Consider the following 24143-nt stretch of genomic DNA (forward strand, 5'->3'; position numbering starts at 1 on the left):
CGTGTGCGCGGCGGGCTTCCGGCACCGCGCGCTGGGCGTGCGGTGTCAGCGTGTTTGGGGTGAAGCGGTGAAGCAGCCGGGCCGGGCCCGGCGGTGTCGATTATTTTTTCGTACCCACCAACGGTGGGTACCTACCCAGGGTTGCCGGCCCATGGGGCCGGCACGCCTTTTATTGGCACGCCTCGCAGCTTTCCGGGTTCTCCAGCGAGCAGGCCACGGCTTCGTCGGGGGTGAACACCTTTTCCGGCGCGGCGTGCGAGCCCTGGCTGATCGTGGTCTTGGCGATCTTGGTGGCCGGACGCGAACGCAGGTAGTAGGTGGTCTTGATGCCCTGCTTCCAGGCGTACATGTACATGGACGACATCGCACCGATGCTCGGGCTTTCCATGAACAGGTTGAGCGAGGCGGACTGGTCGATGAACGCGCCGCGCTCGGCGGCCATGTCGATCAGCGAGCGCATCGGCAGTTCCCAGGCGGTGCGGTAGATGTGGCGCAGGGTCTCCGGGATCTGGGTGATGCCCTGGATCGAGCCTTCGGCCATCTTGATCGCATCGCGCATTTCCGGCGTCCAATGGCCCAGCTTCTTCAGCTCGGTCACCAGGTAGCGGTTGACCTGCAGGAAGTCGCCGGACAGGGTCTCGCGCTTGAACAGGTTGGACACCTGCGGCTCGACGCACTCGTAGCAGCCGGCGATCGAGGCGATGGTCGCGGTCGGGGCGATGGCGATCAGCAGCGAGTTGCGCAGGCCATGTTCCTTGATGCGCTCGCGCAGCACGTCCCAGCGCGCGGTGTCTTCGGGTACCACGTTCCAGGCATCGAACTGCAGCTCGCCGCTGGCCGCGCGGGTGTCGGCGAAGGACGGGTGCTTGCCGCGTTCCTGGGCCAGCTCGCAGGAGGTTTCCAGCGCGTGGAAGTAGATCGCCTCGGCGATCTTCTTCGACAGCGCGCGCGCTTCGGCACTGTCAAAGGCCAGGCGCTTGCGGAAGAACACGTCCTGCAGGCCCATGCAACCCAGGCCGACCGGACGCCAGCGCAGGTTGCCGCGGCGGGCGGTTTCGATCGGGTAGAAGTTCAGGTCGATCACGCGGTCGAGCTGGCGCACGGCCAGGCGCACGGTGTCGGCCAGCTTGTCGAAATCGAACTCGCCGTGGGCATCGAAATGGTTGCCCAGGTTGATCGAGCCCAGGTTGCACACCGCGGTCTCTTCGGCCGAGGTGATCTCCAGGATTTCGGTGCACAGGTTGGACAGGTGGATCACGTTGCCCGGGCGCAGGGTCTGGTTGCTGGCGCGGTTGCACTTGTCCTTGAAGGTCATCCAGCCGTTGCCGGTCTCGGCCAGGGTACGCATCATCCGCGAGTACAGCTTGCGCGCGGAGATGGTGCGCTGGGCCTTGCCCTGGGCTTCGGCCTGCAGGTAGGCCTGCTCGAAGGCTTCGCCGAACAGGTCGGTGAACTCGGGCACCACGCGCGGATCGAACAGCGACCATTCCTGGTCGGTCTCCACCCGCTGCATGAACAGGTCCGGGATCCAGTTGGCCAGGTTCAGGTTGTGCGCACGGCGCGATTCGTCACCGGTGTTGTCGCGCAGTTCGAGGAAATCCTCGATGTCGGCGTGCCAGGTTTCCAGGTAGACGCAGGCCGCGCCCTTGCGCTTGCCGCCCTGGTTGACCGCGGCCACCGACGAATCCATGGTCTTCAGCCACGGCACGATGCCGTTGGAATGGCCGTTGGTGGACTTGATCAGCGAACCGCGCGAACGCACGCGGGTGTAGCTGACGCCGATGCCGCCGCTGAACTTGGACAGCTGGGCGATATCGCCGTACTTGGCGTAGATCGACTCCAGCGAATCCTGCGGCGAATCCAGCAGGAAGCACGAGGACAGCTGCTCGTGGGTGGTGCCGGAGTTGAACAGGGTCGGGCTGGACGGCAGGTAGTCCAGGTTGCCCATGCGCTTGTACAGCGCCAAGGTTTCGGGCACGTCTTCGCTCAGCGCGCTGGCGATGCGCAGGAAGAACTGCTGCGGGGTCTCGATCACCTTGCGGGTGTGCGGATGGCGCAGCAGGTAGCGGTCGTACAGGGTGCGCAGGCCGAAGTAGTCGAAATGCAGGTCCAGGCTCGGGTCGATCGCATCGTTGAGCTTGCGCGCGTTGACCTGCACGAAGTCCAGCAGGCGGGCGTTGATCAGGCCCACTTCGTGGCCGCGGCCGACCGACTGCGAGAACGCATGGATTTCCTGGCCGGACACTTCCTTGGCGATGAAGTTGGCCAGCAGGCGCGCGGCCAGGCGGCCGTATTCGGGTTCTTCGCCGATCAGCAGCGCGGCGGTGCGGATCGACAGTTCGTCCAGTTCCTGGGTGGTGGCGCCGTTGTACAGGCCGGAAATGGTGCGGGTGGCCACGCGCATCGGGTCCACCGAATGCAGGCCCTCACAGCAACGCTGCACCGCGCGCACGATCTTGTTCAGGTCCACCAGCTCGGTAGTACCGTTGCGCTTGGTCACGCTCATGGCGGTAGCGGTGGGCGGCGAGGTCAGCAGGAAGTCGCTTTCCTGCTCGGTGGCTGCGCGGGTTTCGGTGCTCACGGCGGTATCCTCTTGGCGTGATTTTGGGGTGGTACGGCATCACCTGGCTTGCTGGCACAGGACCGGTACACCAACCCTCAGAGTGGACCTTCGGTGTCGCACGGGCCGCGACTGCGCAGGCAGGCCTGCGGGCGGTTTCCCTGCGTCACCGATCCTCTCCCCCGAGAGTGGTGCGGCCGGCACCGCACGCTGTACTTCGTGCGGCTGTCGGTCGCGCTCCAGGCCATCGGCGTGGAGGTGGTTTCCCCGTCAACTTGTGGTTGGCCGGACCGACAGCCACAAGATAGTGGGGGTACCGGGGATCGTCAACGTCGAATGCAGGGTTTTTCGCCAACCCCTTGCGGCGCAAGGATCCGCCTTCCAGGCGCGCCGACGAACGGTGCGGACCCGTCGAAAGCGAGTGCGCAGTCAAGGCCGAAACGGCCATGCCGGATGCGACGCAGGGGCACGGAAAACAGAACAACCCGGCTCACATGGTTCTAACAAATGCTCCCCCCCGGCGGCCCCGGCCGGCGCCCGCCCGTGGGCGCCCCGTTCAGGCCCGGTGCGCGGTGCCCAGGTATTCGGCGCTCTGCATTTCGATCAGGCGCGAGGCGGTGCGTTCGAAGGCGCCCTGCAGGCGCTGGCCCGAATACAGCGCCACCGGGCTGTCGGTGGCGGTGCAGACCAGGTTGACGTGGCGGTCGTAGAGCTCGTCGATCAGGTTGACGAAGCGGCGCGCGGCATCTTCGTTGAGCTTGTCGAAGTGCGGAATGTCGCCCAGCAGCACCGTATTGAACTCGTGGGCGACCTCGATGTAGTCCGACGGGCCGCGCGGGCCTTCGCACAGCGCCTTGAAATCGAACCAGACGATGCTCTTGCCGCGCCCGCGCACCGGAATCTTGCGCGCCTCGATCTCGATGTTGCCCGCCTTGGCCGGCTGCCCGCCGCTGAGTTCGGCCCAGCGGCCGGCGAGCCAGGCGTCGCTGCCGGCACCGCGCGGGGACTGGTACACCGGCGAGCGGGTCAGCGCGCGCATCCGGTAATCCTCGGTGCCCTCGGCGTACAGCTCCACGCAGTAGGTCTGCAGCAGGCCGATCGCCGGCAGGAAGCTGTCGCGCTGCAGGCCGTTCAGGTACAGGTTCTCCACCGCGGTATTGGAGGTGGTCACCAGGGTCACGCCCTCGGCGAACAGGCGCTCGAGCAGCCGCGCCAGCAGCATCGCATCGCCGATGTCGGTGACGAAGAACTCATCGAGCACCAGCACCCGCAGCCGGCTGCGCCATTCCTGGGCGATCCTGGCCAGCGGGTCGCTCTGGCCCTGGTGCTCGCGCAGGCGCTCGTGGATGCCACGCATGAACCGGTGGAAATGGGTGCGGTACTTCTGCTCGATCGGCAGGCCGTCGTAGAACAGATCGACCAGGAAGGTCTTGCCGCGCCCCACCCCGCCCCAGAAATACAGACCCTTGACCGGCTCGGGCTTCTTCCAGAATGCGGAGAGGCGGTCCAGCCAGCCGTCCTGGGCGCTGTCGACCAGCGCCACATGGATGCGGTCCAGCTCGGCCAGGGCGGCGTGCTGGGCTGGGTCGTTCTGCCACTCGCCGCGGGCCACGCCATCGGCGTAACGCTGGGAGGGCGTCATCGCGGTGTCGCTCATGCCGGGTCGGGCGCCGCGTCGGGTGCGGGATTGGGCAGCCACTGCTTGACGCCATGGATCAGCGCACCGCGCAGATCGACCACCTTGCGGTGGAAGAAGTGGCTGGTGTCGGGCATGCGCACCAGTTCGTGCGGTGCATCCAGGCCGTCCAGCCAGTCGTAGACCGCCTGCGGGTCGACGATCTCGTCTTCCTCGCCCTGGATCACCAGCCACTGGGCCGGCGGCTGCACGCCGTCGAAACCCCAGCGCCCGGCCGGCGGCGCGATCGAGATCAGCGTGGTCGGCTGCAGTTCGCCCGCCGCCCGCAGCGAGACATAGGCGCCGAAGCTGAAACCGGCCAGCCACAGCGCCTGGCCGGGCCGCTGCGCGCGCACCCAGGCGGCCACGGCCTTGAGGTCGTCCTGTTCGCCAACGCCGTTGTCGAAGGTGCCGGCCGACTCGCCGACGCTGCGGAAGTTGAAGCGCACGGTGGCGATTCCCAGGTCGCGCAGCGAACGCGCGGCCATGGTCACCACCTTGTTGTGCATGCTGCCGCCCTCGGTGGACAGGGGATGGCAGACGATCGCCACCACCGGCTGTACCGCGACGTCGGCCTCGGGCAGATCGACCACGACATCCAGCGGACCGACCGGTCCGGCCAGCGTCAGCGCACCGCTTTGTTGGGGAAATGGGGGATTGTGCATAGCGTCATAATACCGTCCCTCCGCGTGCTTCAGCGCCGCCACCACCGGGTCCGTACATGCACTATCTGGTTTTCAGCGTTCTCTGCAGCGTGCTGGTCTCGGTCCTGCTGAAGCTGGCGCCGCGCCGGCGGCTGGACATGGCCCAGGTGGTGACCTGGAACTACCTGGTCGCCGCCGTGCTCAGCCTGGTGCTGCTGCGCCCGTCCCTGGCCATGCTGCAGACCGGCCACGCGCCGTGGCTGGCCCTGCTGGGGCTGGCGGTCACGCTGCCGACGATCTTCCTGGTGATGGCCGGCGCGGTCACCCGTGCCGGCATCGTGCGCAGCGATGTGGCCCAGCGGCTGTCGCTGCTGCTGTCGCTGCTGGCCGCCTTCCTGGTGTTCGGCGAAACCGCCAACGGCTGGAAACTGGCCGGGCTGGGGCTGGGCCTGCTGGCCATCGTGGGGATCAGCGTGCGCCCGCGCGCGGCGGCGGCCGAGCCCGGCGGGCAGCGCGCATGGCCGTGGCTGCTGGGGGTGTGGGTGGGCTACGCGCTGGTGGACATCATGCTCAAGCAGGTGGCGCTGTCGGGTACCCCATCGATGGCCGCGCTCACCGCCAGCTTCGGCCTGGCCTTCGTGCTGATGCTGGCGCTGCAGCTGTGGCGCCACGCCAGCGGCGCCTCACCACTGCACGGGCGCAACCTGGGCGCCGGGGCGCTGCTGGGCCTGCTCAACTTCGGCAACATCCTGTTCTACGTGCGCGCCCACCAGCACCTGCCCGACAGCCCGGCGGTGGTGTTTGCCGGGATGAACATCGGGGTAGTGGTGCTGGGCGCGCTGGTGGGCGTGTTCGCGTTCGGCGAACGCACCAGCGTGTGGAACCGCGTGGGCCTGGGGCTGGCGGTGGTGGCGATCGGGTTGATCGCCTGGGGCACGTAGTGAGTTTGCCGTTGCCGTTGATCTTGACCCACCTCCCCCTTGGAGCGAGCCGAGCATCGCAGCGGCAGCGGGGGCGAAGAGGCGCGGGCCAAGCATGAAGCATGCTGAGGGCTGTGCGGCAGCATATGGGCGCGTGGCGACGCGCTGGAACAACGGGCGCCCGCTGGTCTGGGGGCGCGAGCGCAGCGAGTTCCGCGCCGTCCCCCGATGACGCGAGAAGCGCAGGGCACCGACGGGCAAAGCCCGGCGGCGAGCGGACGGGGGCGTGTTCTTTGGTTACTTTTTGATGGCGCACATCCCTGTGCGCCACCCTTCGGGCCAGCTGCGCTGTTCCGCGCCGCTCCTGCGGCGCAGGTGCACGAGGGTAGAGCCGACTGTTAGTCGGCTGCCGTTGCTCGCGCCCCGAAGGGGCACGAAACGCTTTTGAATTTGTCCGCGAAGCGGTAACAACAGCAACTGCATCCGGCCAGCGGCCGGCACTACCGAAACAGCGAAGGCAACGGCAGCTGGGCAAAGCCCACCTCTACGCGTCGGAACGCCGCGACGCGCTGGACGGTGGCTGGTTACCGGTCAAACCCCAGCAACAACGGGTCGTGGTCCGAACTGCGCCACGGGCCCTTTTCATTGCGGTCGCGGTAGCCCCTGTCGTCGGCTTCGTCGGCGTTGGTGTGCCATTCGGCGGCGCCGCGCAGGCGGGCGGCCATGCCCGGGCTGAGCAAGGCGTGGTCGAGGCGGCCGCTCATGCCGTTGTAGACATAGCTGTAGGGGCGCTCGACCCTGGCCACGGCGAAGGCATCGCGCCAGCCGGCGTCGTGCAGGGTACGGATCGGGTCTTCCATCGCGTAGGCATTGAAGTCGCCCAGCAGCACCGCATCAGCGCTGCCGGCGCCGGTCGGGTCGGTTCGCAGCCACTGGTCCAGCAACCGCGCCGATTCCACCCGGGTGGCATTCCAGCAGGCCTGGTCGTCCTTCTGGTCGGCATCGGCCCCGGTCGCTTCCGAACAGCCCTTGGACTTGAAATGGTTGGCCACCACCACGAACGGTGCGCCCTTGCCGGCACGGAATGCCTGCGCCAGCGGCACCCGGCTGTGCGGGCCGAACGGCCCCTGCTCCAGCGTGGCCGGCGCGCCCAGCGGAGTCACCTGTGAGGCGCGGTAGATGATGCCGACCCGGATCGGATTGCCGCCCGGGCCCTTGCCGGCATCGATGAAGCGCCAGTCGGCGCCGGCGCCACGGTCGGCATTGAGCGCATCGACCAGTTGGGCGATCGCCGACTGCGGGCCATACCCATCGTTCTCCAGCTCCATCAGCGCGGCCACATCGGCGCCCAGCGCGTTGATGGTGCCCACCAGCTTGGCCTTCTGCGCCTGGTGTTCGGCCGGCGTGCGGGCGCCGCGCAGGGTCGGGAAGCCGCCGCCCTGGCCGTCGCCGTTGAAGAAGTTCTCCAGGTTGAACGCCGCTACCTTCAGCGTGCCGGCCACCACCGGCACCGCCGGACGCTGCAGCGCCGGCAACGCCAGCGGGGCGGTCACCTGCAGCCGCGCGGTGCCGTTGGCATCCACCCGCACGATGCCTTCGACATTGCCCAGCACCATGCCGGTGCGGAGCTTGGCGCCGGCCGGCAGGTAGGCCACCGGGCCGGGATCGCGCGCGCTGCTGCCATCGTCGAGCACCAGGCGGCGGTGCGCGTTGTCGGCGGCCACCTGCGCATGGCCGGCGCTGCGCGGGGCGGCCACTTCGCTGGGCTGCCAGAGGCGGCCGTCGAAGGCCACGGTCAGCTCACCAAAGCGCGCCAGCCCGTCGCTGCCGGCCAGGGTCAGCGGCGCGGCGATGCGCACCTGCCGGCCATCCAGCGCGCGCCAGTCGCTGGGCGGCGCGGTCAGGCTGACCGGGGCCGGGGCCGGGCGGGCCTGCGCCGAGGTAGCCGGCTGCGACGGGGCGGCATGGACGGCAGCGGACAATGCCAGCGCGAGGGCGAACACGAGAGGGGTACGGCGCATCGGAAGCGGAACTCCAGGAAAGTGCGGCAAGGCTAACCACATAAAGTGAAACGCCGCCCTACGGCGGCGTCGGTGGCCTGATCCGGCAAAGCGGTTATTTCAGGTTGGCCAGCATCCAGTCGACGGTGGCGTGGATCTGCTCTTCGGTCAGCGCCGGGTTGCCGCCCTTGGGCGGCATGATCCCGCCATCCGGGCCGGTATAGCCCTCCAGCGCGTGCTTGTAGAGGGTATCCTTGCCCTGGGCGATGCGCGCATCCCAGTGGCTGTGGTCCAGCGTGGGCGCCTTGCCCACCCCGTTGGTATGGCAGGCGGTGCACAGGTTGTCGTAGATCACCTTGCCGTCGGTGGTACCGCCATAGGCCGCCTGCGAGGCGGCCTTGGCCATGGCGGCGGCCTTGGCGGCCGCCTGCGCGGCTGCGCCGGTGCTGCCGGCATAGACCGCACCGGCCGGGGCGATGCGTTGTTCGGTGCGCTTGACCGCCAACGGTGAGACTTCCGGGGGAATACTGGTGTGCAGGTAGGCTGCGAACAGAATCAGGCCGAGCGTGATGGCCATCAATAAGGCGATGACCATGGAAAAGCGTTTCAGGAACTCGAGGTCGTAATTCCGCACTCTCTATACCCCTGGCTGGTAGTCGTTGGACCACGGCTTGTCGCCCGAGTATGACCAGCGTCGGCCGGGCTCTGCAAGCAGGCCCGGTCTATCGCATTGCAGCATGGGCGCCGCTCAGGCGCCGGCGGCGCGCAGGCAGAAATCGCAGATCGAGGCGACCAGGGCATCTTCGTCGCCATGCGCATCGCGGCTGGGCGCGGTCGGCCCGACCAGGGCCTCGGTGAAGGCGCCGACGATGCAGGCCGCGGCCACATGGCTGTCCTGTGGCGGGAAGCTGCCGGCCTGGATGCCCTCGGCGACGATGCGGTGGAACACCTGGCCGAACAGCCGGCGGCAGCGGATGCGCTCGGCTTCCACTTCCGGGTCGACCGGTTCGGCGATGAAGGCATAGGCCAGCCCGGGCCCGGCCAGCGCGCGCCGCACGAAGGCGGTGATCGCCCGGCGCAGGCGCTCGGGCGCCGGCAACGGTTCGGCCGCGATCGCCTCGAAAATGCGCAGCTCATGCTCCACCGCCGCGGTCAGAACCTCGACGAACAACTCGGCCTTGGACGGGAAGTGGCGGTAGATCAGCCCGGTGGACACCCCGGCCTGGGCCGCCACGGCGGTCACCGGGGCATTGCGGTAGCCGCCGGCCGCGACCAGCTCGCGGGTGGCCAGCAGGATCCGTTCACGGGCCCCGGCGAGGCGTTCTTCCATCAATGCAGAGCGTTTGTAGGCCATTTGTTGATTCTATGTTCAATTTTTGAATTTGTATTCACTTCTTTGACAAACCCCGCTACGCTGGGCCAAATCGCCCGCCGGACGGCCGTTGCCGTCCATTCCAGGTGGCGCGTCCCATCCAGCCGTTGCGGAGTCGACCATGCACGTCCCCACCATGAACTTCGACCTCGGCGACGAGATCCACCTGCTGCGCCAGAGCGTGGCCCATTTTGCCTCGGCCGAGATCGCCCCGCTGGCCGCCCAGGCCGATGAGGACAACGTGTTCCCCAATGCGCTGTGGCGCAAGCTCGGCGAGCAGGGCCTGCTCGGCCTGACCGTGGAAGAGGAATATGGCGGCAGCGGCATGGGCTACCTGGCCCATGTGGTGGCGATGGAAGAGATCTCGCGCGCCTCCGGCGGCATCGGCCTGTCCTACGGCGCGCACTCCAACCTGTGCGTGAACCAGCTGCGCAAGAACGGCAACGAAGACCAGAAGCAGCGCTTCCTGCCCGGCCTGTGCAGCGGCGAGAAGGTCGGTGCGCTGGCAATGAGCGAGCCGGGCGCCGGTTCGGACGTGGTGTCGATGAAGCTGCGCGCCGACAAGCGCGGCGACCACTACGTGCTCAACGGCAACAAGATGTGGATCACCAACGGCCCCGACGCCGACGTGCTGGTGGTCTACGCCAAGACCGACGTGGACGCCGGCGCCAAGGGCATCACCGCGTTCCTGGTCGAAAAGGGCATGCCCGGCTTCAGCACCGCGCAGAAGCTGGACAAGCTGGGTATGCGCGGCTCCAACACCTGCGAACTGGTGTTCCAGGATTGCGAAGTACCGGCCGAAAACGTGCTGGGCGCGGTCGGCGGCGGGGTCCAGGTGCTGATGTCCGGGCTGGACTTCGAACGCGTGGTGCTGTCCGGTGGCCCGCTGGGGCTGATGGCCGCGGCGATGGATGTGGTGATGCCCTACGTGCACGAGCGCAAGCAGTTCGGCCAGGCGATCGGCACCTTCCAGCTGATGCAGGCCAAGCTGGCCGACATGTACGTGGGCCTCAATGCCTGCCGCGCCTACGTGTATGCGGTGGCGCGCGCCTGCGACCTGGGCCGCACCACCCGCCAGGACGCCGCCGGTGCGATCCTGTACTCGGCCGAGAAGGCCACCTGGCTCACCGGCCAGGCCATCCAGGTGCTGGGCGGCAACGGCTACATCAACGAGTACCCGACCGGGCGCCTGTGGCGCGATGCCAAGCTGTACGAAATCGGCGCCGGCACCTCGGAGATCCGCCGCATGCTGATCGGCCGCGAACTGTTCCAGCGCACCAAGTAAGGGCCCTGCCATGACCGTACTGAGCACCCAGCTGCAACCGGGCAGCGACACCTTCCAGGCCAACCACGCCGCGCTGCAGGCGGTGGTCGACGACCTGCGCGCCACCCTGGCGCGTACCGCGCTGGGCGGCAGCGAGGCGGCCCGGGCCAAGCACACCGCACGCGGCAAGCTGCTGGTGCGCGACCGCATCGACGCGCTGCTCGATCCGGGCAGCGCGTTCCTGGAGATCGCGCCGCTGGCCGCGCACGGCATGTACGACGACCCGATCCCCAGTGCCGGCGTGGTCGCCGGGATCGGCCGGGTCAGCGGCGTGGAGTGCGTGATCGTGGCTAACGATGCCACGGTCAAGGGTGGCACCTACTACCCGATGACAGTCAAGAAGCACCTGCGCGCGCAGGAAGTGGCCGAACAGAACCGCCTGCCGTGCATCTACCTGGTGGATTCGGGCGGTGCATTCCTGCCGCTGCAGGACGAAGTATTCCCCGACCGCGACCATTTCGGCCGGATCTTCTACAACCAGGCCAACCTGTCGGCGCAGGGCATTGCGCAGATCGCCTGCGTGATGGGCAGCTGCACCGCCGGCGGCGCGTATGTGCCGGCGATGAGCGATGAAACGGTGATCGTGCGCGAGCAGGGCACCATCTTCCTCGGCGGCCCGCCGCTGGTGAAGGCGGCCACCGGCGAGGTGGTCACGGCCGAAGAACTCGGCGGCGCCGACGTGCACACGCGCATCTCCGGCGTTGCCGACCACATGGCCGACAACGATCTGCAGGCGCTGGCCCGGGTCCGGGCGATCATCGCCCAGCTCAACTGGCGCAAGCCCGAGCCGGCCCTGGCCGTGCAGGCCGCGGTCGAACCGCGCTACCCGGCCAGCGAACTGTACGGGGTGATCCCGGCCGACACCCGCAAGCCCTACGACGTGCGCGAAGTGATCATGCGCCTCGTCGACGACTCGCGCTTCGATGAATTCAAGCCGCGCTACGGCAACACCCTGGTCACCGGCTTTGCGCACCTCCACGGCTACCCGGTGGGGATCATCGCCAACAACGGCATCCTGTTCTCCGAGTCGGCGCTCAAGGGCGCGCACTTCATCGAACTGTGCACCCAGCGCGGCATCCCGCTGGTGTTCCTGCAGAACATCACCGGCTTCATGGTCGGGCGCAAATACGAGCACGGCGGCATCGCCAAGGACGGGGCCAAGCTGGTGATGGCCGTGGCCTGCGCCAAGGTGCCCAAGTTCACCGTGGTGATCGGCGGCTCCTTCGGCGCCGGCAACTACGGCATGTGCGGCCGCGCCTATTCGCCCAACTTCCTGTGGATGTGGCCGAACGCGCGCATCGGCGTGATGGGCGGCGAACAGGCCGCCAGTGTGCTGGCCACGGTCAAGCGCGACGGCATCGAGGCCAGGGGCGGGCAGTGGACGGCCGAGGAAGAGGAAGGTTTCAAATCGCCGATCCGCGCGCAGTTCGAATCGCAGGGCCACCCCTACTACGCCAGCGCGCGGCTGTGGGACGACGGCGTGATCGATCCGGCCGATACCCGCCGCGTGCTCGGCCTGGCGTTGTCGGCCAGTCTCAACGCGCCGGCGAAGAAGACCGAGTTCGGCGTGTTCCGCATGTAAGGCACGTGCGGCACCGCATGGTGCCGCCCCCTGTTCGGCCACTGGCCCGCGCAACGAGACCACCATGTTCACCAAGATCCTGATCGCCAACCGCGGCGAAATCGCCTGCCGCGTCATCGCCACCTGCCAACGCCTGGGCATCGCCACGGTGGCGGTGTATTCGGACGCCGACCGCAACGCGCGCCACGTGCGCCTGGCCGACGAGGCCATCGCGATCGGCCCGGCGCCGGCGCGCGAGAGCTACCTGCGCGGCGACGCCATCCTGGAGGCCGCGCGCCGCACCGGCGCCCAGGCGATCCATCCCGGCTACGGCTTCCTGTCGGAGAACGCGGGCTTCGCGCAGGCCTGCGCCGAGGCGGGCATCGTGTTCATCGGCCCCTCCGCTGCGGCGATCCGCGCGATGGGCGACAAGAGCGCGGCCAAGGCGCTGATGCAGCAGGCCGGCGTGCCGCTGACCCCCGGCTACCACGGCGATGAGCAGGTACCGGCGTTCCTGCGCGGCCAGGCCGACGGCATCGGCTACCCGGTGCTGATCAAGGCCAGCGCCGGCGGCGGTGGCAAGGGCATGCGCCGCGTGGACGACAGCGCCGCCTTCACCGAGGCGCTGGCCAGCTGCCAACGCGAGGCGCAGTCCGCGTTCGGCAATGCGCACGTGCTGGTCGAAAAATACGTCGAGCGCCCGCGCCATATCGAGATCCAGGTGTTCGGCGACAGCCACGGCAACGTGGTCTACCTGTTCGAGCGCGATTGCTCGGTGCAGCGCCGCCATCAGAAGGTCCTGGAAGAAGCGCCCGCCCCGGGCATGACGCCCGGGCGACGCGCCGCGATGGGCAAGGCCGCGGTGGATGCCGCGCGCGCGGTGAACTATGTGGGCGCCGGCACGGTGGAGTTCATCGCCGCGCCCAACGGCGATTTCTTCTTCATGGAAATGAACACCCGCCTCCAGGTGGAGCACCCGGTCACCGAGTGCATCACCGGCACCGACCTGGTCGAATGGCAGCTGCGCGTAGCCAGCGGTGAGCCGCTGCCGCTGCAGCAGGATCAACTGCAGATCCGCGGCCATGCACTGGAAGCGCGCCTGTACGCCGAAGACGCCGACCGCGGCTTCCTGCCCTCCACCGGCACCCTTCGCCACCTGCGCCTGCCAGCCAACAGCGCGCACGTGCGGGTGGATGCCGGTGTCGAACAAGGCGATGCGATCACCCCGTTCTACGACCCGATGATCGCCAAGCTGATCGTCTGGGACGTGGACCGCGACGCCGCGCTGCGCCGCATGCAGCAGGCCCTGGCCGAATGCGAAGTGGTCGGCGTGACCACCAATGCCGCGTTCCTGCGCCGGCTGGTGATGACCGACTCGTTCGCCAGTGCCAACCTGGATACCGCGCTGATCGAGCGCGAACACGCCGCCCTGGCGCCCGATGCCGGTGACAGCGACCCGACGCCCTGGGTACTGGTCGCGATCGCCGCGATCGGCAGCCAGGCCGCCGCCAGCGTCGACGCGCGCGACCCGCATTCGCCGTGGCAGCGCCAGGACGGCTGGCGCATCGGTGCGCGCGCCGCATCCACGCTCACCCTGGAACACCGCGGCAACCAGCAGACGGTGACGCTGCAGGAACGCGACGGCGCCTGGTCGGTAACGGTCGGAGCGGTATGCGTGCTCGCCCACGGCGGCCTGGATGGCGATGTGCTGCGCGTGCAGAGCGGCGACACCCTGCACCGCGCCCGCGTGGTCCGCGACGGCAACGCGCTATATCTGTTCGGCGGCGACGGCACCCGGCACTTCATCCTGCACGATCCGGTCAGCGAAGCCGACCAGGCCGTGGTCGATGCCGGCAGCCTGGTCGCCCCGATGCCGGGCCGTATTGTCGCGACCTTGGTGGCACCGGGCACGGCGGTCAAACGCGGCGCGCCGCTGCTGGTGCTCGAAGCGATGAAGATGGAGCACACCCTGCAGGCGCCGGCCGATGGCGTGGTGCAGGGCTACCGGGTCAAGCCCGGCGACCAGGTCGGCGATGGGGCGGTGCTGGTGGATTTCGATATAGTCGCGTGATATACAGCGCCTTCGGGAGACCCTGATTCGGCAGATTGTGTCGATCACGAACCAGTCAGTTGCAGCCTCATTGGCGGAGTCGATTCCTCCAGCCACAGCCTGACCACCGCGAAAAGGAAATGATTCAATGCACGCTGATGCCACATACGATGCACCGACAACCTTCAGCAAGCCCGCCGTTCCAGCCGAAGCCGCTGTTGCTCTGCTGAGGGCTCTTGGTAGCGATGACGCGTTCCGTGATCTGTTTAAGTCGGATCCACGTAAAGCCCTGCACGAGATCGGCTTCGAGCTCCCTGTTGGTGCCACGACACCGATGTGCATGATGGTCGGTCAATTGGCTACCAAGGAAGAAGTGAGGAATGCGTACGACGCGCTTTACACCCACCTGACTGGAGCGACTCGAACGGCCATGACGGTCGTTTTTACATTCGAACACGGTCGGATCAATGACGTGGTAAAGACAGCCGCCTAACGTCAAGACTGGACTTTCCAGATGTGGCCGGCGGGATCCATTTCCGCCGTCTGCATCTGGGGCGAGCGCCAACCAAAGCCGCACACTGCTAGGGGGCCTTCCCGCATTGGCTCAAGCCCGAGCAGCCGCTCCGCCTCCTCCTCGTTGATGGCGGCAGTGACAAAAGCGCCCAGGCCATGGGCGGTAGCCTGCGTATAGATGGCTTGCGAAATGTGCCCCGCATCGAGCACTACCGCGCGATACGCCTTGGCATGGTTCCGGTACTTCCAGAAGTTGCGTTCAAAGCGGCAAACAAGAATGACCAGCGCATGTGCGTCTGCGAACCAATACTGACCTGACAGCAAACGACGGGAGAATGTCGACTCCGGCTGCGACGGCAACCGGGCCAATTCATGCGCGACCGGGTGATAGTGATAGACGCCAGCTTCCAGGCCCTCGATCCGCTGGGCGACAACATACGCCTCAATGGGATGCAGCCCACCTGCGGACGGCACGTTTTTCTTCAGGAACCGCACGCCGGGTTCCGGGTCGACATGCGAGGTCGCCGCTAAGACCTCCCCCAACATTTCCGCGAGCACCTCCAGTGGCACTTTCCTAGATGTATCAAAGTTCCTGCAGGTGGTCCGGCGCATGAGTAGTTCACCCGTGCGGGAACTATCTGTCCTGGGCAACGCGACGGCGCCTGGACTACGAGGCAGTGTTTCTGCCGGGGGCGCGCCCAGATGGCGCACCAGGTCCTGCGCTGTAACCATCTGGTTCCGCTCCATCTCCGACACGCTGTCTACCCCGGACCAACGGGAAAGTCGGTGGAACAGCGCACCCAGCGGCCACCAGTGGGACGCCCTCAACGTAGCGTCCGCGGCCGCGTGGGAGGCGTGCTCGGTCGCATCGCTCACAAGTACACCTTCCACTATCAGGCGCATCACCCGGTCACGGTGAACGGGCGAGGCCGGCAGGTCTTGCCAAGATTCGGCGCTGCAGGACAACAGCGTGGCCGCTTCGTCAGGAGAAACCGGGACAGGCCCATCCAGATGGGCCGCCAATGCAACCACACTGTGCTCATAGTGCAAGCCATTCCCCCCTGCCAACAGATCCTCCAGACGGAACTGGGCGTGCTCCCGGGGCTGAAGGAACAGCACATGGCATCGACGAAATTTCATGGCGAAGTTCTTTGATCCATCGGGGTGCCTCACTATAGCCGGCAGGCATTTGGCCTGCACGTGTCCGGCTGCGGCCTAAATGTAGCGCCCCAATCGCCGATATCATTTAGCCACCCTCCAATTCCGGGCCTTTTAGAATGACTTCGACGAACACCCCTCTTCCAGCGGAAACCGTCCAGCGTCTGGTTGAACTCCTGATCAGGGATGATTCCTTCCGGGAGGCGTTCTCTGCCAATCCTTCGCAGGCCCTGACGACCCTCGGTGTGGATGAAGAAGCCACCCGGGCATGCTGCAACCCGATTGCCAATCTCGCGACGAAAGAAGAGTTCGAGGCACTGCGTGAAAAGCTCACCAAGCACCTTCAGATCAACGCAGCGTTCCGCGTCGTTTTCTGCTTCGAGGCCGGTCGCGCGGCATCCCAGCTGGACGGTGATGCCTGATGCCAGCTAGGGAACAGCGGCACCTTGGGTGGCGCTGTTCTGCAACCGCCTCGCATCATCCAAATTGAGTGATTGCAGAACGTAGCTGCTGAGTTCCTCGGCATACGCCCGACCCCGCTGCCGCTCCAGCCAGTCGCGCTCCTGCTTCTGCCCCGCCTCGTCTTCGAGTGCCTCGTATGCATCGTGAAGCATGACGTGGACCTGGTAGAGTTCATCGCCGTTGACGAACGGTTCAAGCAACTTCAACGCGTTCTGCGGCTGACCGACCTCGATCTCCAACGCACTCTGCACGAGTGCCCAGAGCTGGCGGGCGCGTGGTTCGTCGTCCTTCTGCGTCAGTGCTTTCAACACACCCGCCCTGGCCCTGACAGTCCCCGAATGACCGGCGCGCACCGTCTGGTACGCCGTCGCAAGGATGAATAGCGCGCTTTCCCTTCGCGAGGCAGCATCCTGCTGCTCGGCCTTCTTCAACGACACATCCAGAATGGTCGCGTATGAGGTCCTTGGCGTTGGATTTCCGCTCAACCTCTGCTGATGCAGCGCGATGACGTCCAGTACGCGGCAGACATCTGCGACATCGACGCATTCGGCCTTGGCGCGTTCGATCAGTGCGCTTGCTTCGCCGAACCTGCCTTGGTCAACGAGTGAGCTGGAACGTTCGATCTGCTCACCTGGGCCGCGCAGCGTCCTGTGTGCAAAGATTGCTTCAGATGCTTCATAGTCCTTTGCAGCTGCAAGGCTTAGCGCCAACCATACGTCGCTTGCGCCCTGATCAAGTGCCGCGGCTTCCTTGAACATGCGTTGCGCTTGCCCGGCGTCAGCCACGGCAAGGTGGATGCGTCCGATGTAGTTCTGCGCGAACGCCCTGTGCGGATTCTGGGGAAGCAAAAGCGGGCGCGCCGCGACCAGCGCCGCGTCATACTTCCCCATCCCGTAAAGCGCACTCGAGTAATTCATGTGCCCGGCGGGATCGTCGGGATACAGCTCCGTCATCATCCGCCATTGTTCGGCTACCGCGGGCATGGCCGCGCCCCCGAACTGCGCACCCCACGCCTGCAGATACAGCCGCTCACGCGGTGTGAGCCGGTCGCGAAGGCCGTAGGCAATGTCGTACAAGCGAAGCGCTTCTTCAAGGTCTCCCTGCCCATGACGGATGCGCATCATGCCTATATAGGCGAACGCGAAACCAGGGTCGACGGCGGCGGCTTGCTTGAAGAACATAAGGGCGCTATCAAAGTCCTGGCTGTAGAGCGCGGCCAATCCCTTCGCGTAAGCATGCAGGGCATCGATGCTGGACGTTGCGACCTTGGGCAATGGCACCGAATCGCGTGAAATGTCCTTCATCGCCTCACCGAGGTCGTCTCGCAGTGCGGCAACGACCTGGTCGGCGGAGGTCAATACGGACTCCATTCCACGGCCGTCGGCCGAGTGCGAATAGACGGCGTTGCCATTGGCGGGGTCGATCACCTCAACGGTCACACGCAGCTTGCCGTTGATCTCCAGCACCGATGGCATGATCACCGCTCGAGCACCATCGCGCATCGCTACTTCGATCGCCGTTCGTCGGTCCAGGATGGCCTCGCCCGGTTGGCGCATCATCGCCAGCGTCTCGCGAACCTTGATATCGCTGAGTACATTGACGTGCTTGGACTGCCCCAGGCTGATCCTGAATGCTTGGTCCAGGCTGTCGTCAAGTAGTGGTTCACCCGTCAGGTTGCGCACGTCTCCAAGCACCACCCAATCGCGCTCCGCAAACGCAATGGCGGGCGCTGGACGAAGCAGCAGCCAACCACCAACGGCCAGGCTTGCCAATACCAGCGCTTCGGCCGCCAGTGCAGCGGGTTGGCGCCAAAGCGGAATGTCACGGCGTGCCTTGGCCGACCCACGTGGCGTGCGAAGCGGAGCCGAGCCGATCTCTCCCACTTCGTATACTTCCTGCGTGGTGGGGATGCCTTTGAACCGCCAGCGTCCGTGCGATTTCCACACCAGCCGCTCTGCGCGCTCGCCCAACGCAGAAGTAGCGCGGTGGGTCAGCGATTCGGCCACGGCTGAAAGCAGAATCTGTCCCGGCCGTGCGAGCATCATCAACCGCGCAGCCATCGGCTTGGCCAGCCCCTCTACTTCGAGCGACTTGGCCCCAGCTTTCACTGCTTCAGCGCTGTTTTCCCAAGTCAGCACTTCTCCCACATGCAGACCGGAACGGGCGCGGAGTTCAAGATTCTGCTGTTTGCTCAGGCGCTTCAGTTCGCGCTGGTATTCCAGCGCAAAACCCAACCCGTCGATGGCGCGCTCGAACAACAGAAACAACCCATCGGAACGATCGATCAGCCGCCCGTTCCATTGCTGCTGCAGAGTCAGCACCAGCCGGTCGTGCTGCTGGAACAGTTCGGCCGCAGCGGCGTCGCCGATGCGCTCGACCAGGATCAACGAATCGCACAGGTCGGTGAACAACAGCGCCCGCATCTGCGGGGCCTGGGTCGACGTTCCGTTGTCGCCGTTCATACGGTTGATTTCCGGTCAGGGTGTGGCGGTCGCGGCACGCGACCAGTGCAGCCGGTTGCCGCCCAGGCGCTTGGCCTGGTACAGCGCGTTGTCGGCGCGGGCGTACCATTCGCTCCAGTCGGTATGCGGGTCCAGCAGGCTGACCCCGATGCTGATCGGGCACATGTGCGGCAGACCATGGGCGCGGTCCATCAGGCCGTGCACGGCGCTCTGGATGAACTCGGCGGCATGCTGCAGGCTGTCGGCGTCGGCGGCGCGCAACAGCAGGCAGAACTCGTCGCCGCCCAGCCGGCAGGCCAGGTCGGCCTCGGTGGCCACCGAGCGCAGGATATTGGCCACGCTCTGCAGCACCCGGTCGCCGGCCTGGTGGCCGTGTTCGTCGTTGACCTGCTTGAAGCGGTCGCAGTCGATCAGCAACAGGCCCTGCGGCGGGCCGTCCTGGTGGGCGCGGCATTCCTGCAGGTACAGCGCCAGCCCGCGGCGGTTGTGCAGGCCGGTCAGCTCGTCGGTACGCACCAGCTCGCGGGTATGGGTGAGCTGGTGGGTGGTGACGTACAGATTGTCCAGCGCGGTTTCCAGGTCGTGGTTGCGCCGGCGCAGCTGGCGGATCAAAACCTGTTCGTTGCTGACCACGCGCATGATCGTACGCCGCAGGAAATAGGCGATCAGGCCGGGGTCGCGCTCGACCAGGCGCTGGAAATCGCCGTTGTCCAGCTCCAGCACCACGCTGTCGGCCACCGCGCGCGCATCGGCACTGCGCGGATGGTCGCCGATCAGCAGGCCCAGTTCGCCGAAGAACTCGTTGGCGCCCAGGGTCTTGACCAGCAGGTCTTCACCGAAGTCCAGTTCGATTGCCCCGCTGACGATCACATACATGGTGTCGCCGGGATGGCCACGGCGGAACAGATGGTCGCCCTCGGGCAATCGGCGCTGCTGGCCGAACTGTGCGAACAGGGCGAACTCGCCTGGGCTCAGGACGGCGTGCACGATCTCAGCCATCGCGGTCTGGGCGATGCCTGCTTCCTGTTCGCACACATTCGCTGCAACCTTGCCGGTCATCCCGTGCACCCGCTTCCCAGCGTTCCCCCGGTTAGCCGAAGAGGATACCACCCCTAAAAACTGTGCGCTTCATCCCACTTTTGAATATGGGCGCCGATCTTCCGTCGACGGCACCCGGCCATTCCCTTGGCACAACGCACTTTACCGCCGGATCCGGCCGTATGCCCCCCACTGGCACGCCCGGACCCGGCCCGGCGCCGGGCGGCGGCCCTCCCAGCCGCCGCCCGCCGCCCAGCCGGGTAGACCGCGCCGGGCTCAGGCCGCCCGCTCGGCGTTGAACTGCTCCTCCTCGGTGGACCCGCTCAGCGCGGTGGTCGAGGACTGGCCCTGCTGGATGGCCTGGGTGACCGCGTCGAAGTAACCGGTGCCGACCTCGCGCTGGTGCTTGACCGCGGTGAAGCCACGGTCGGCGGCGGCGAACTCGGCTTCCTGCAGCTCCACGAAGGCGCTCATCTGGCGGCGGGCGTAGCCGTGGGCCAGGTTGAACATGGAATAGTTCAGGGCGTGGAAGCCGGCCAGGGTGATGAACTGGAACTTGTAGCCGTACTTGGCGATTTCCTTCTGGAAGGTGGCGATGGTGGCGTCGTCCAGGTTCTTCTTCCAGTTGAAGCTGGGCGAGCAGTTGTAGGCCAGCAGCTTGCCCGGGAATTTGGCGTGGATGGCCTCGGCGAACTGGCGGGCGAACTCCAGGTCCGGCTTGCCGGTCTCGCACCAGATCAGGTCGGCATAGGGCGCATACGCCAGGCCGCGGCTGATCGCCTGGTCCAGGCCGTTGCGGGTTTTGTAGAAGCCTTCCACGGTGCGCTCGCCGGTGGTGAACGGCTGGTCGTTGGCGTCCACATCGCTGGTCAGCAGGTCGGCGGCCTCGGCATCGGTACGCGCCACCAGCAGGGTCGGCACGCCCAGCACGTCGGCGGCCAGGCGCGCGGCGTTGAGCTTTTCGATCGCCTCGCGGGTGGGCACCAGCACCTTGCCGCCCATGTGCCCGCACTTCTTCACCGAGGCCAGCTGGTCCTCGAAGTGCACGCCGGCCGCGCCGGCCTCGATCATCGCCTTCATCAGTTCGAAGGCGTTGAGCACACCACCGAAACCGGCCTCGGCATCGGCCACGATCGGCTGCAGGAAGTCGATGTCGTCCTTGCCTTCTGCGTGGTGCAGCTGGTCGGCGCGCAGCAGGGTGTTGTTGATGCGCTTGACCACCGCCGGCACCGAGTCGGCCGGGTACAGCGACTGGTCCGGGTACATCTGGCCGGCCAGGTTGGCGTCGGCGGCGACCTGCCAGCCGGACAGGTAGATCGCATTCAGGCCGGCCTTGACCTGCTGCATGGCCTGGTTGCCGGTCAGCGCGCCCAGCGCGTTGACGAAGTCCTTTTCCTGCAGGTAGGTCCACAGTTTTTCCGCGCCCAGCCGCGCCAGCGAATGCTCCACGTGCACGGTGCCGCGCAGGCGCACCACGTCTTCGGCGGTGTAGTTGCGGGTGATCCCGGCCCAGCGCGGGTCGGTGTTCCATTCGTGCTGGATCTGTTCGGCGGTCGGCAGCTTGCTCATGTCGTTTCTCCAGGGGATGGGGGCAGGTAGAGCCGGGCTCTGCCCGGCTGATGCGGAGATGCAGCGGGGCAGAGCCCCGCTCTACGGGTTTGGGGCAGTGCCCCGCCCTACGGCAGGCGGTCGTAGGCGGGCAGGGTCAGGAAATCGGTGAGCTGGTCGCGGCGGCTGAGCTCGGCCAGCAGTGCGATCGCCTCGGCGATGCGGGCACCGCCGGGCAGCGCGGCGGTATCGCCCAGCGTGGCCGGCAGCCGGGCCAGGGTGGCGTCGAGCAGGGCCAGGTCGATCGCGGTGCCGTCGTCCAGATGCTGGCCGGGCACGTGCAGCCACTGCCACAGCTGGCTGCGGCTGATCTCGGCGGTGGCCGCGTCCTCCATCAGGTGGTGGATGGGCACGCAGCCGTTGCCGTCCAGCCAGGCCGCCAAGTAGCGCACGCAGACCTCCACGTTGCCCTGGAAACCGGCCCGGGTGATGGTGCCGGTGGGCGGGGCGATCAGCGCATCGCGGTCGGCCTGCACGTCGCGGCGCAGCACCTGGTGCTGGTTCGGGCCGGGCATGTGCTCGTCGAAGATCGCCTGCGCGATCGGGATCAGCGCCGGGTGCGCCACCCAGGTGCCGTCGTGGCCGGCGCTCACTTCGCGCAGCTTGTCCGCGCGCACCCGCGCCATCGCCTGTTCGTTGGCGGCCGCATCGTGGTTGATCGGTATCTGCGCGGCCATGCCGCCCATCGCATGGGCGCCGCGGCGGTGGCAGGTGCGGATCAGCAGTTCCGAATAGGCCTTCAGGAACGGCTGGGTCATGGTCACCTGGCCACGGTCGGGCAGCACCTTGTCGGCGTGGCGGCGGAAGGTCTTGATGTACGAGAAAATGTAGTCCCAGCGCCCGCAGTTCAGCCCGACGACGCGGTCGCGCAGGGCGTGCAGGATCTCGTCCATCTCAAACACCGCCGGCAGCGTTTCGATCAGCACGGTGACCTTGATCTGCCCGTGCGGCAGGCCGAGCATGCCCTCGATGTGCGACAGCGCGGTCTCCCACAGCGCGCCCTCTTCCATCGACTGCAGCTTGGGCAGGTAGAAGTACGGGCCGCGCTGCCGGCACATCAGGATGCGCGCGTTGTGGAAGGCGAACACCGCCGCGTCGAACAGGCCGCCGGCGATCGGCTGGCCGTCGATGCGCACATGCTTCTCATCCAGGTGCCAGCCGCGCGGGCGCACGATCAGCACCGCCTGCTCGTCGAGCGGGCGCAGCGTGTACTGCTTGCCGGGCTTCCCATCCACGGACGGGCCGGTGTAGGTCAGGTCGCCGCGCACCGCACCGATCAGGGCCTGCTGGCCGGCCAGCAGGTTGCGCCAGGCCGGGGCGGTGGAATCCTCGAAGTCGGCCATGAACACCTTGGCGCCGGAGTTCAGCGCGTTGATGACCATCTTCGGGTCGGTCGGGCCGGTGATCTCCACCCGGCGGTCCTGCAGGGCGTCGGGCAGCGGCGCCACCTTCCAGTCGTCGGCGCGGATGGCGGCGGTGTCGGCGCGGAAGTCCGGCAGGCCGCCGCCGTCGAAGAAAGCCTGGCGGGCCAGCCGCGCCTGCAGCCGGCGCTGGCGCTCCGGTTCCACCGCCCGGTGCAGCGACACCAGCAGCGCCAGTACCCCCGCCGGCAGCAGCGCGGACTGGCCGGCCAGCTGGGTGGTCAGGGCGATCCCGGGCGTGGCCCGGGCGTCGGCGGGGGTGGGCTGGGCGGTGGCGTAAGCGACGGCGGACATGGCGGACTCCTGCGTTGCGGTTGGACCCCACCGTGCGCCGCCCCGCCGTTATTTGACAAAGCAGTTATTGCAATGCTTTACATAAGACATGCTTATACTCGTTACACCATGACCACACCGACCCCGCCAAGTCCCCGTTTTTCCTACAAATCCGACCGGCTCAAACCGTTGCGGGCGTTCTGCCAGACGGTGCGCCTGGGCTCGGTTTCAAGGGCGGCTGAGGCGCTGTTCGTCAGCCAGCCGGCGATCAGCCAGCAGTTGCAGGCCCTGGAGCGCGAACTGGGGGTGGGCCTGTTCGAGCGCAGCGGGCGCCGGCTGGTGCCCAGCCGCGAGGGCCAGCTGCTGTTCGAAATGGCCCAGCCGCTGGTGGAGCAGCTGGACGGGCTGGAAGCCAGTTTCCGCGACAAGGTCAAGGGGCTGGACGCTGGCGAGCTCAACATCGCCGCCAACAGCTCGACCATCCTGTACCTGCTGCCGCGCATCGTGGAACGGTTCCGCCAGCGCCACCCGGACGTGCGCCTGACCCTGCACAACGCGATCAGTGCCGACGGCACCGACCTGCTGCGCAGCGACGCAGCCGACCTCGCGGTGGGCTCGATGACCGATGTGCCGGCCGACCTCAGCTATGCCCCGGCCTACCGCTTCGAGCAGGTGCTGATCGCCCCGCCCGGGCATGCGCTGGCGCGCGGCGAACTGAGTCTGGAGGCGATCTCGCAGTACCCGCTGGTGCTGCCACCCAAGCGCCAGATCACCTACCGGCTGGTCGACCAGGTGTTCCAGCGGCATCGGTTGCCTTACACCGTGGCGCTGGAGGTGGGCGGCTGGGAGGTGATCAAGCAGTACGTGGCGATGGGCATGGGCATTTCGATCGTGCCGGCGCTGTGCCTGCACGACAGCGACCGCGACAAGCTGGTGACGCGCTCGATGAGCGCCTGGTTCCCCGAACGCAGCTACGGGGTGATCGTGCGCCGCGGGCGTTTCCTGTCGCCGCAGGCGCGCGCCTTCATCGAGCTGATCCAGCCGGACCTGTTCAGTCCGCGCAGCTATGATGAAAGCGGACACTCCGAACGCTGACACGCCT

The 24143-nt window shown here is 67.0% G+C and carries 18 protein-coding genes; 7 read left to right on the plus strand and 11 right to left on the minus strand.

Annotated elements, in window-relative coordinates:
* Positions 1 to 169 precede the first annotated feature (169 nt).
* From IC535_RS00565 to IC535_RS00575, 3 genes are all read right to left on the minus strand, one after another.
* On the minus strand, positions 170 to 2581 hold the full coding sequence (locus tag IC535_RS00565) for a ribonucleoside-diphosphate reductase subunit alpha (protein ID WP_228884618.1): 2412 nt from the start codon (positions 2579 to 2581) through the stop codon (positions 170 to 172).
* 535 nt (positions 2582 to 3116) lie between these two features.
* Positions 3117 to 4217, minus strand: a complete 1101-nt coding sequence (gene zapE / locus IC535_RS00570; protein ID WP_228884619.1) for a cell division protein ZapE — start codon at positions 4215 to 4217, stop codon at positions 3117 to 3119.
* Complete coding sequence (locus IC535_RS00575) at positions 4214 to 4900, minus strand: alpha/beta hydrolase (protein WP_228884620.1); 687 nt, start codon at positions 4898 to 4900, stop codon at positions 4214 to 4216. Before IC535_RS00575 ends, zapE begins: the two co-directional genes overlap by 4 nt.
* Before the next feature lie 56 nt (positions 4901 to 4956).
* On the opposite strand from IC535_RS00575, the gene IC535_RS00580 reads away from it, so the two are divergent.
* Positions 4957 to 5820 carry an EamA family transporter gene (locus IC535_RS00580; protein WP_228884621.1) on the plus strand — a complete coding sequence of 288 codons (864 nt, stop codon included), beginning with the start codon at positions 4957 to 4959 and terminating at the stop codon, positions 5818 to 5820.
* 563 nt (positions 5821 to 6383) lie between these two features.
* On the opposite strand, the gene IC535_RS00585 is transcribed toward IC535_RS00580, so the two are convergent.
* From IC535_RS00585 to IC535_RS00595, 3 genes are all read right to left on the minus strand, one after another.
* A complete protein-coding gene (locus IC535_RS00585; protein ID WP_228884622.1) occupies positions 6384 to 7820 on the minus strand; it encodes an ExeM/NucH family extracellular endonuclease in 1437 nt (478 codons plus the stop codon).
* A 94-nt stretch (positions 7821 to 7914) separates the two neighbouring features.
* Positions 7915 to 8433 carry a c-type cytochrome gene (locus IC535_RS00590; RefSeq protein ID WP_228884623.1) on the minus strand — a complete coding sequence of 173 codons (519 nt, stop codon included), beginning with the start codon at positions 8431 to 8433 and terminating at the stop codon, positions 7915 to 7917.
* A gap of 114 nt (positions 8434 to 8547) precedes the next feature.
* Entirely contained in the window at positions 8548 to 9153 is a 606-nt protein-coding gene (locus tag IC535_RS00595) for a TetR/AcrR family transcriptional regulator (protein ID WP_228884624.1), read from the minus strand.
* 139 nt (positions 9154 to 9292) lie between these two features.
* Between IC535_RS00595 and IC535_RS00600 the strand changes: the two genes are divergently transcribed.
* The 4 genes from IC535_RS00600 to IC535_RS00615 all read left to right on the plus strand — a co-directional run bounded on the left by IC535_RS00600 (position 9293) and on the right by IC535_RS00615 (position 14599).
* On the plus strand, positions 9293 to 10456 hold the full coding sequence (locus IC535_RS00600; RefSeq protein ID WP_228884625.1) for an isovaleryl-CoA dehydrogenase: 1164 nt from the start codon (positions 9293 to 9295) through the stop codon (positions 10454 to 10456).
* A gap of 10 nt (positions 10457 to 10466) precedes the next feature.
* Positions 10467 to 12077: a carboxyl transferase domain-containing protein gene (locus tag IC535_RS00605; RefSeq protein ID WP_228884626.1), complete on the plus strand. Its 1611-nt coding sequence runs from the start codon at positions 10467 to 10469 to the stop codon at positions 12075 to 12077.
* A 64-nt stretch (positions 12078 to 12141) separates the two neighbouring features.
* Entirely contained in the window at positions 12142 to 14127 is a 1986-nt protein-coding gene (locus tag IC535_RS00610) for an acetyl/propionyl/methylcrotonyl-CoA carboxylase subunit alpha (protein WP_228884627.1), read from the plus strand.
* Between the two features lie 127 nt (positions 14128 to 14254).
* On the plus strand, positions 14255 to 14599 hold the full coding sequence (locus IC535_RS00615; protein WP_228884628.1) for an NHLP-related RiPP peptide: 345 nt from the start codon (positions 14255 to 14257) through the stop codon (positions 14597 to 14599).
* Between the two features lie 2 nt (positions 14600 to 14601).
* Here the strand turns inward: IC535_RS00615 and IC535_RS00620 are convergent, their stop codons facing one another.
* Positions 14602 to 15759, minus strand: coding sequence for a putative peptide maturation dehydrogenase (locus tag IC535_RS00620; RefSeq protein WP_228884629.1), 1158 nt, complete (start codon positions 15757 to 15759; stop codon positions 14602 to 14604).
* Positions 15760 to 15896: 137 nt separating this feature from the next.
* Between IC535_RS00620 and IC535_RS00625 the strand changes: the two genes are divergently transcribed.
* A complete protein-coding gene (locus IC535_RS00625) occupies positions 15897 to 16199 on the plus strand; it encodes an NHLP-related RiPP peptide (protein ID WP_228884630.1) in 303 nt (100 codons plus the stop codon).
* Positions 16200 to 16205: 6 nt separating this feature from the next.
* Here IC535_RS00625 and IC535_RS00630 read toward each other — a convergent pair whose 3' ends face one another.
* The 4 genes from IC535_RS00630 to aceB form a co-directional block, all read right to left on the minus strand.
* Positions 16206 to 18701, minus strand: a complete 2496-nt coding sequence (locus IC535_RS00630; protein ID WP_228884631.1) for a putative peptide modification system cyclase — start codon at positions 18699 to 18701, stop codon at positions 16206 to 16208.
* Positions 18702 to 18716: 15 nt separating this feature from the next.
* Positions 18717 to 19760: a GGDEF domain-containing protein gene (locus tag IC535_RS00635; protein WP_228884632.1), complete on the minus strand. Its 1044-nt coding sequence runs from the start codon at positions 19758 to 19760 to the stop codon at positions 18717 to 18719.
* 255 nt (positions 19761 to 20015) lie between these two features.
* Complete coding sequence (gene aceA / locus IC535_RS00640) at positions 20016 to 21308, minus strand: isocitrate lyase (RefSeq protein WP_228884633.1); 1293 nt, start codon at positions 21306 to 21308, stop codon at positions 20016 to 20018.
* A gap of 107 nt (positions 21309 to 21415) precedes the next feature.
* On the minus strand, positions 21416 to 23062 hold the full coding sequence (gene aceB, locus IC535_RS00645; RefSeq protein WP_228884634.1) for a malate synthase A: 1647 nt from the start codon (positions 23060 to 23062) through the stop codon (positions 21416 to 21418).
* Between the two features lie 108 nt (positions 23063 to 23170).
* Here aceB and IC535_RS00650 point away from each other — a divergent pair, with 108 nt between their 5' ends.
* The gene (locus IC535_RS00650) at positions 23171 to 24136 is read left to right on the plus strand and encodes a LysR family transcriptional regulator (RefSeq protein ID WP_228884635.1); all 966 of its coding nucleotides are present in this window, start codon (positions 23171 to 23173) and stop codon (positions 24134 to 24136) included.
* Positions 24137 to 24143 lie beyond the last annotated feature (7 nt).

The organism is Stenotrophomonas rhizophila (genome assembly GCF_020857975.1).
Classification (GTDB): domain Bacteria; phylum Pseudomonadota; class Gammaproteobacteria; order Xanthomonadales; family Xanthomonadaceae; genus Stenotrophomonas; species Stenotrophomonas rhizophila_C.

What these genes read in the sequence shown, in the direction of transcription:
- IC535_RS00585 (WP_228884622.1), bottom strand. Translation starts at nt 7,820, where the DNA reads ATGCGCCGTACCCCTCTCGTGTTCGCCCTCGCGCTGGCATTGTCCGCT.
- IC535_RS00620 (WP_228884629.1), bottom strand. Translation starts at nt 15,759, where the DNA reads ATGAAATTTCGTCGATGCCATGTGCTGTTCCTTCAGCCCCGGGAGCAC.
- IC535_RS00610 (WP_228884627.1), top strand. Translation starts at nt 12,142, where the DNA reads ATGTTCACCAAGATCCTGATCGCCAACCGCGGCGAAATCGCCTGCCGC.
- IC535_RS00605 (WP_228884626.1), top strand. Translation starts at nt 10,467, where the DNA reads ATGACCGTACTGAGCACCCAGCTGCAACCGGGCAGCGACACCTTCCAG.
- aceB (WP_228884634.1), bottom strand. Translation starts at nt 23,062, where the DNA reads ATGTCCGCCGTCGCTTACGCCACCGCCCAGCCCACCCCCGCCGACGCC.
- IC535_RS00625 (WP_228884630.1), top strand. Translation starts at nt 15,897, where the DNA reads ATGACTTCGACGAACACCCCTCTTCCAGCGGAAACCGTCCAGCGTCTG.
- IC535_RS00630 (WP_228884631.1), bottom strand. Translation starts at nt 18,701, where the DNA reads ATGAACGGCGACAACGGAACGTCGACCCAGGCCCCGCAGATGCGGGCG.
- IC535_RS00635 (WP_228884632.1), bottom strand. Translation starts at nt 19,760, where the DNA reads ATGACCGGCAAGGTTGCAGCGAATGTGTGCGAACAGGAAGCAGGCATC.
- IC535_RS00580 (WP_228884621.1), top strand. Translation starts at nt 4,957, where the DNA reads ATGCACTATCTGGTTTTCAGCGTTCTCTGCAGCGTGCTGGTCTCGGTC.
- aceA (WP_228884633.1), bottom strand. Translation starts at nt 21,308, where the DNA reads ATGAGCAAGCTGCCGACCGCCGAACAGATCCAGCACGAATGGAACACC.
- IC535_RS00575 (WP_228884620.1), bottom strand. Translation starts at nt 4,900, where the DNA reads ATGCACAATCCCCCATTTCCCCAACAAAGCGGTGCGCTGACGCTGGCC.
- zapE (WP_228884619.1), bottom strand. Translation starts at nt 4,217, where the DNA reads ATGAGCGACACCGCGATGACGCCCTCCCAGCGTTACGCCGATGGCGTG.
- IC535_RS00650 (WP_228884635.1), top strand. Translation starts at nt 23,171, where the DNA reads ATGACCACACCGACCCCGCCAAGTCCCCGTTTTTCCTACAAATCCGAC.
- IC535_RS00615 (WP_228884628.1), top strand. Translation starts at nt 14,255, where the DNA reads ATGCACGCTGATGCCACATACGATGCACCGACAACCTTCAGCAAGCCC.
- IC535_RS00595 (WP_228884624.1), bottom strand. Translation starts at nt 9,153, where the DNA reads ATGGCCTACAAACGCTCTGCATTGATGGAAGAACGCCTCGCCGGGGCC.
- IC535_RS00600 (WP_228884625.1), top strand. Translation starts at nt 9,293, where the DNA reads ATGCACGTCCCCACCATGAACTTCGACCTCGGCGACGAGATCCACCTG.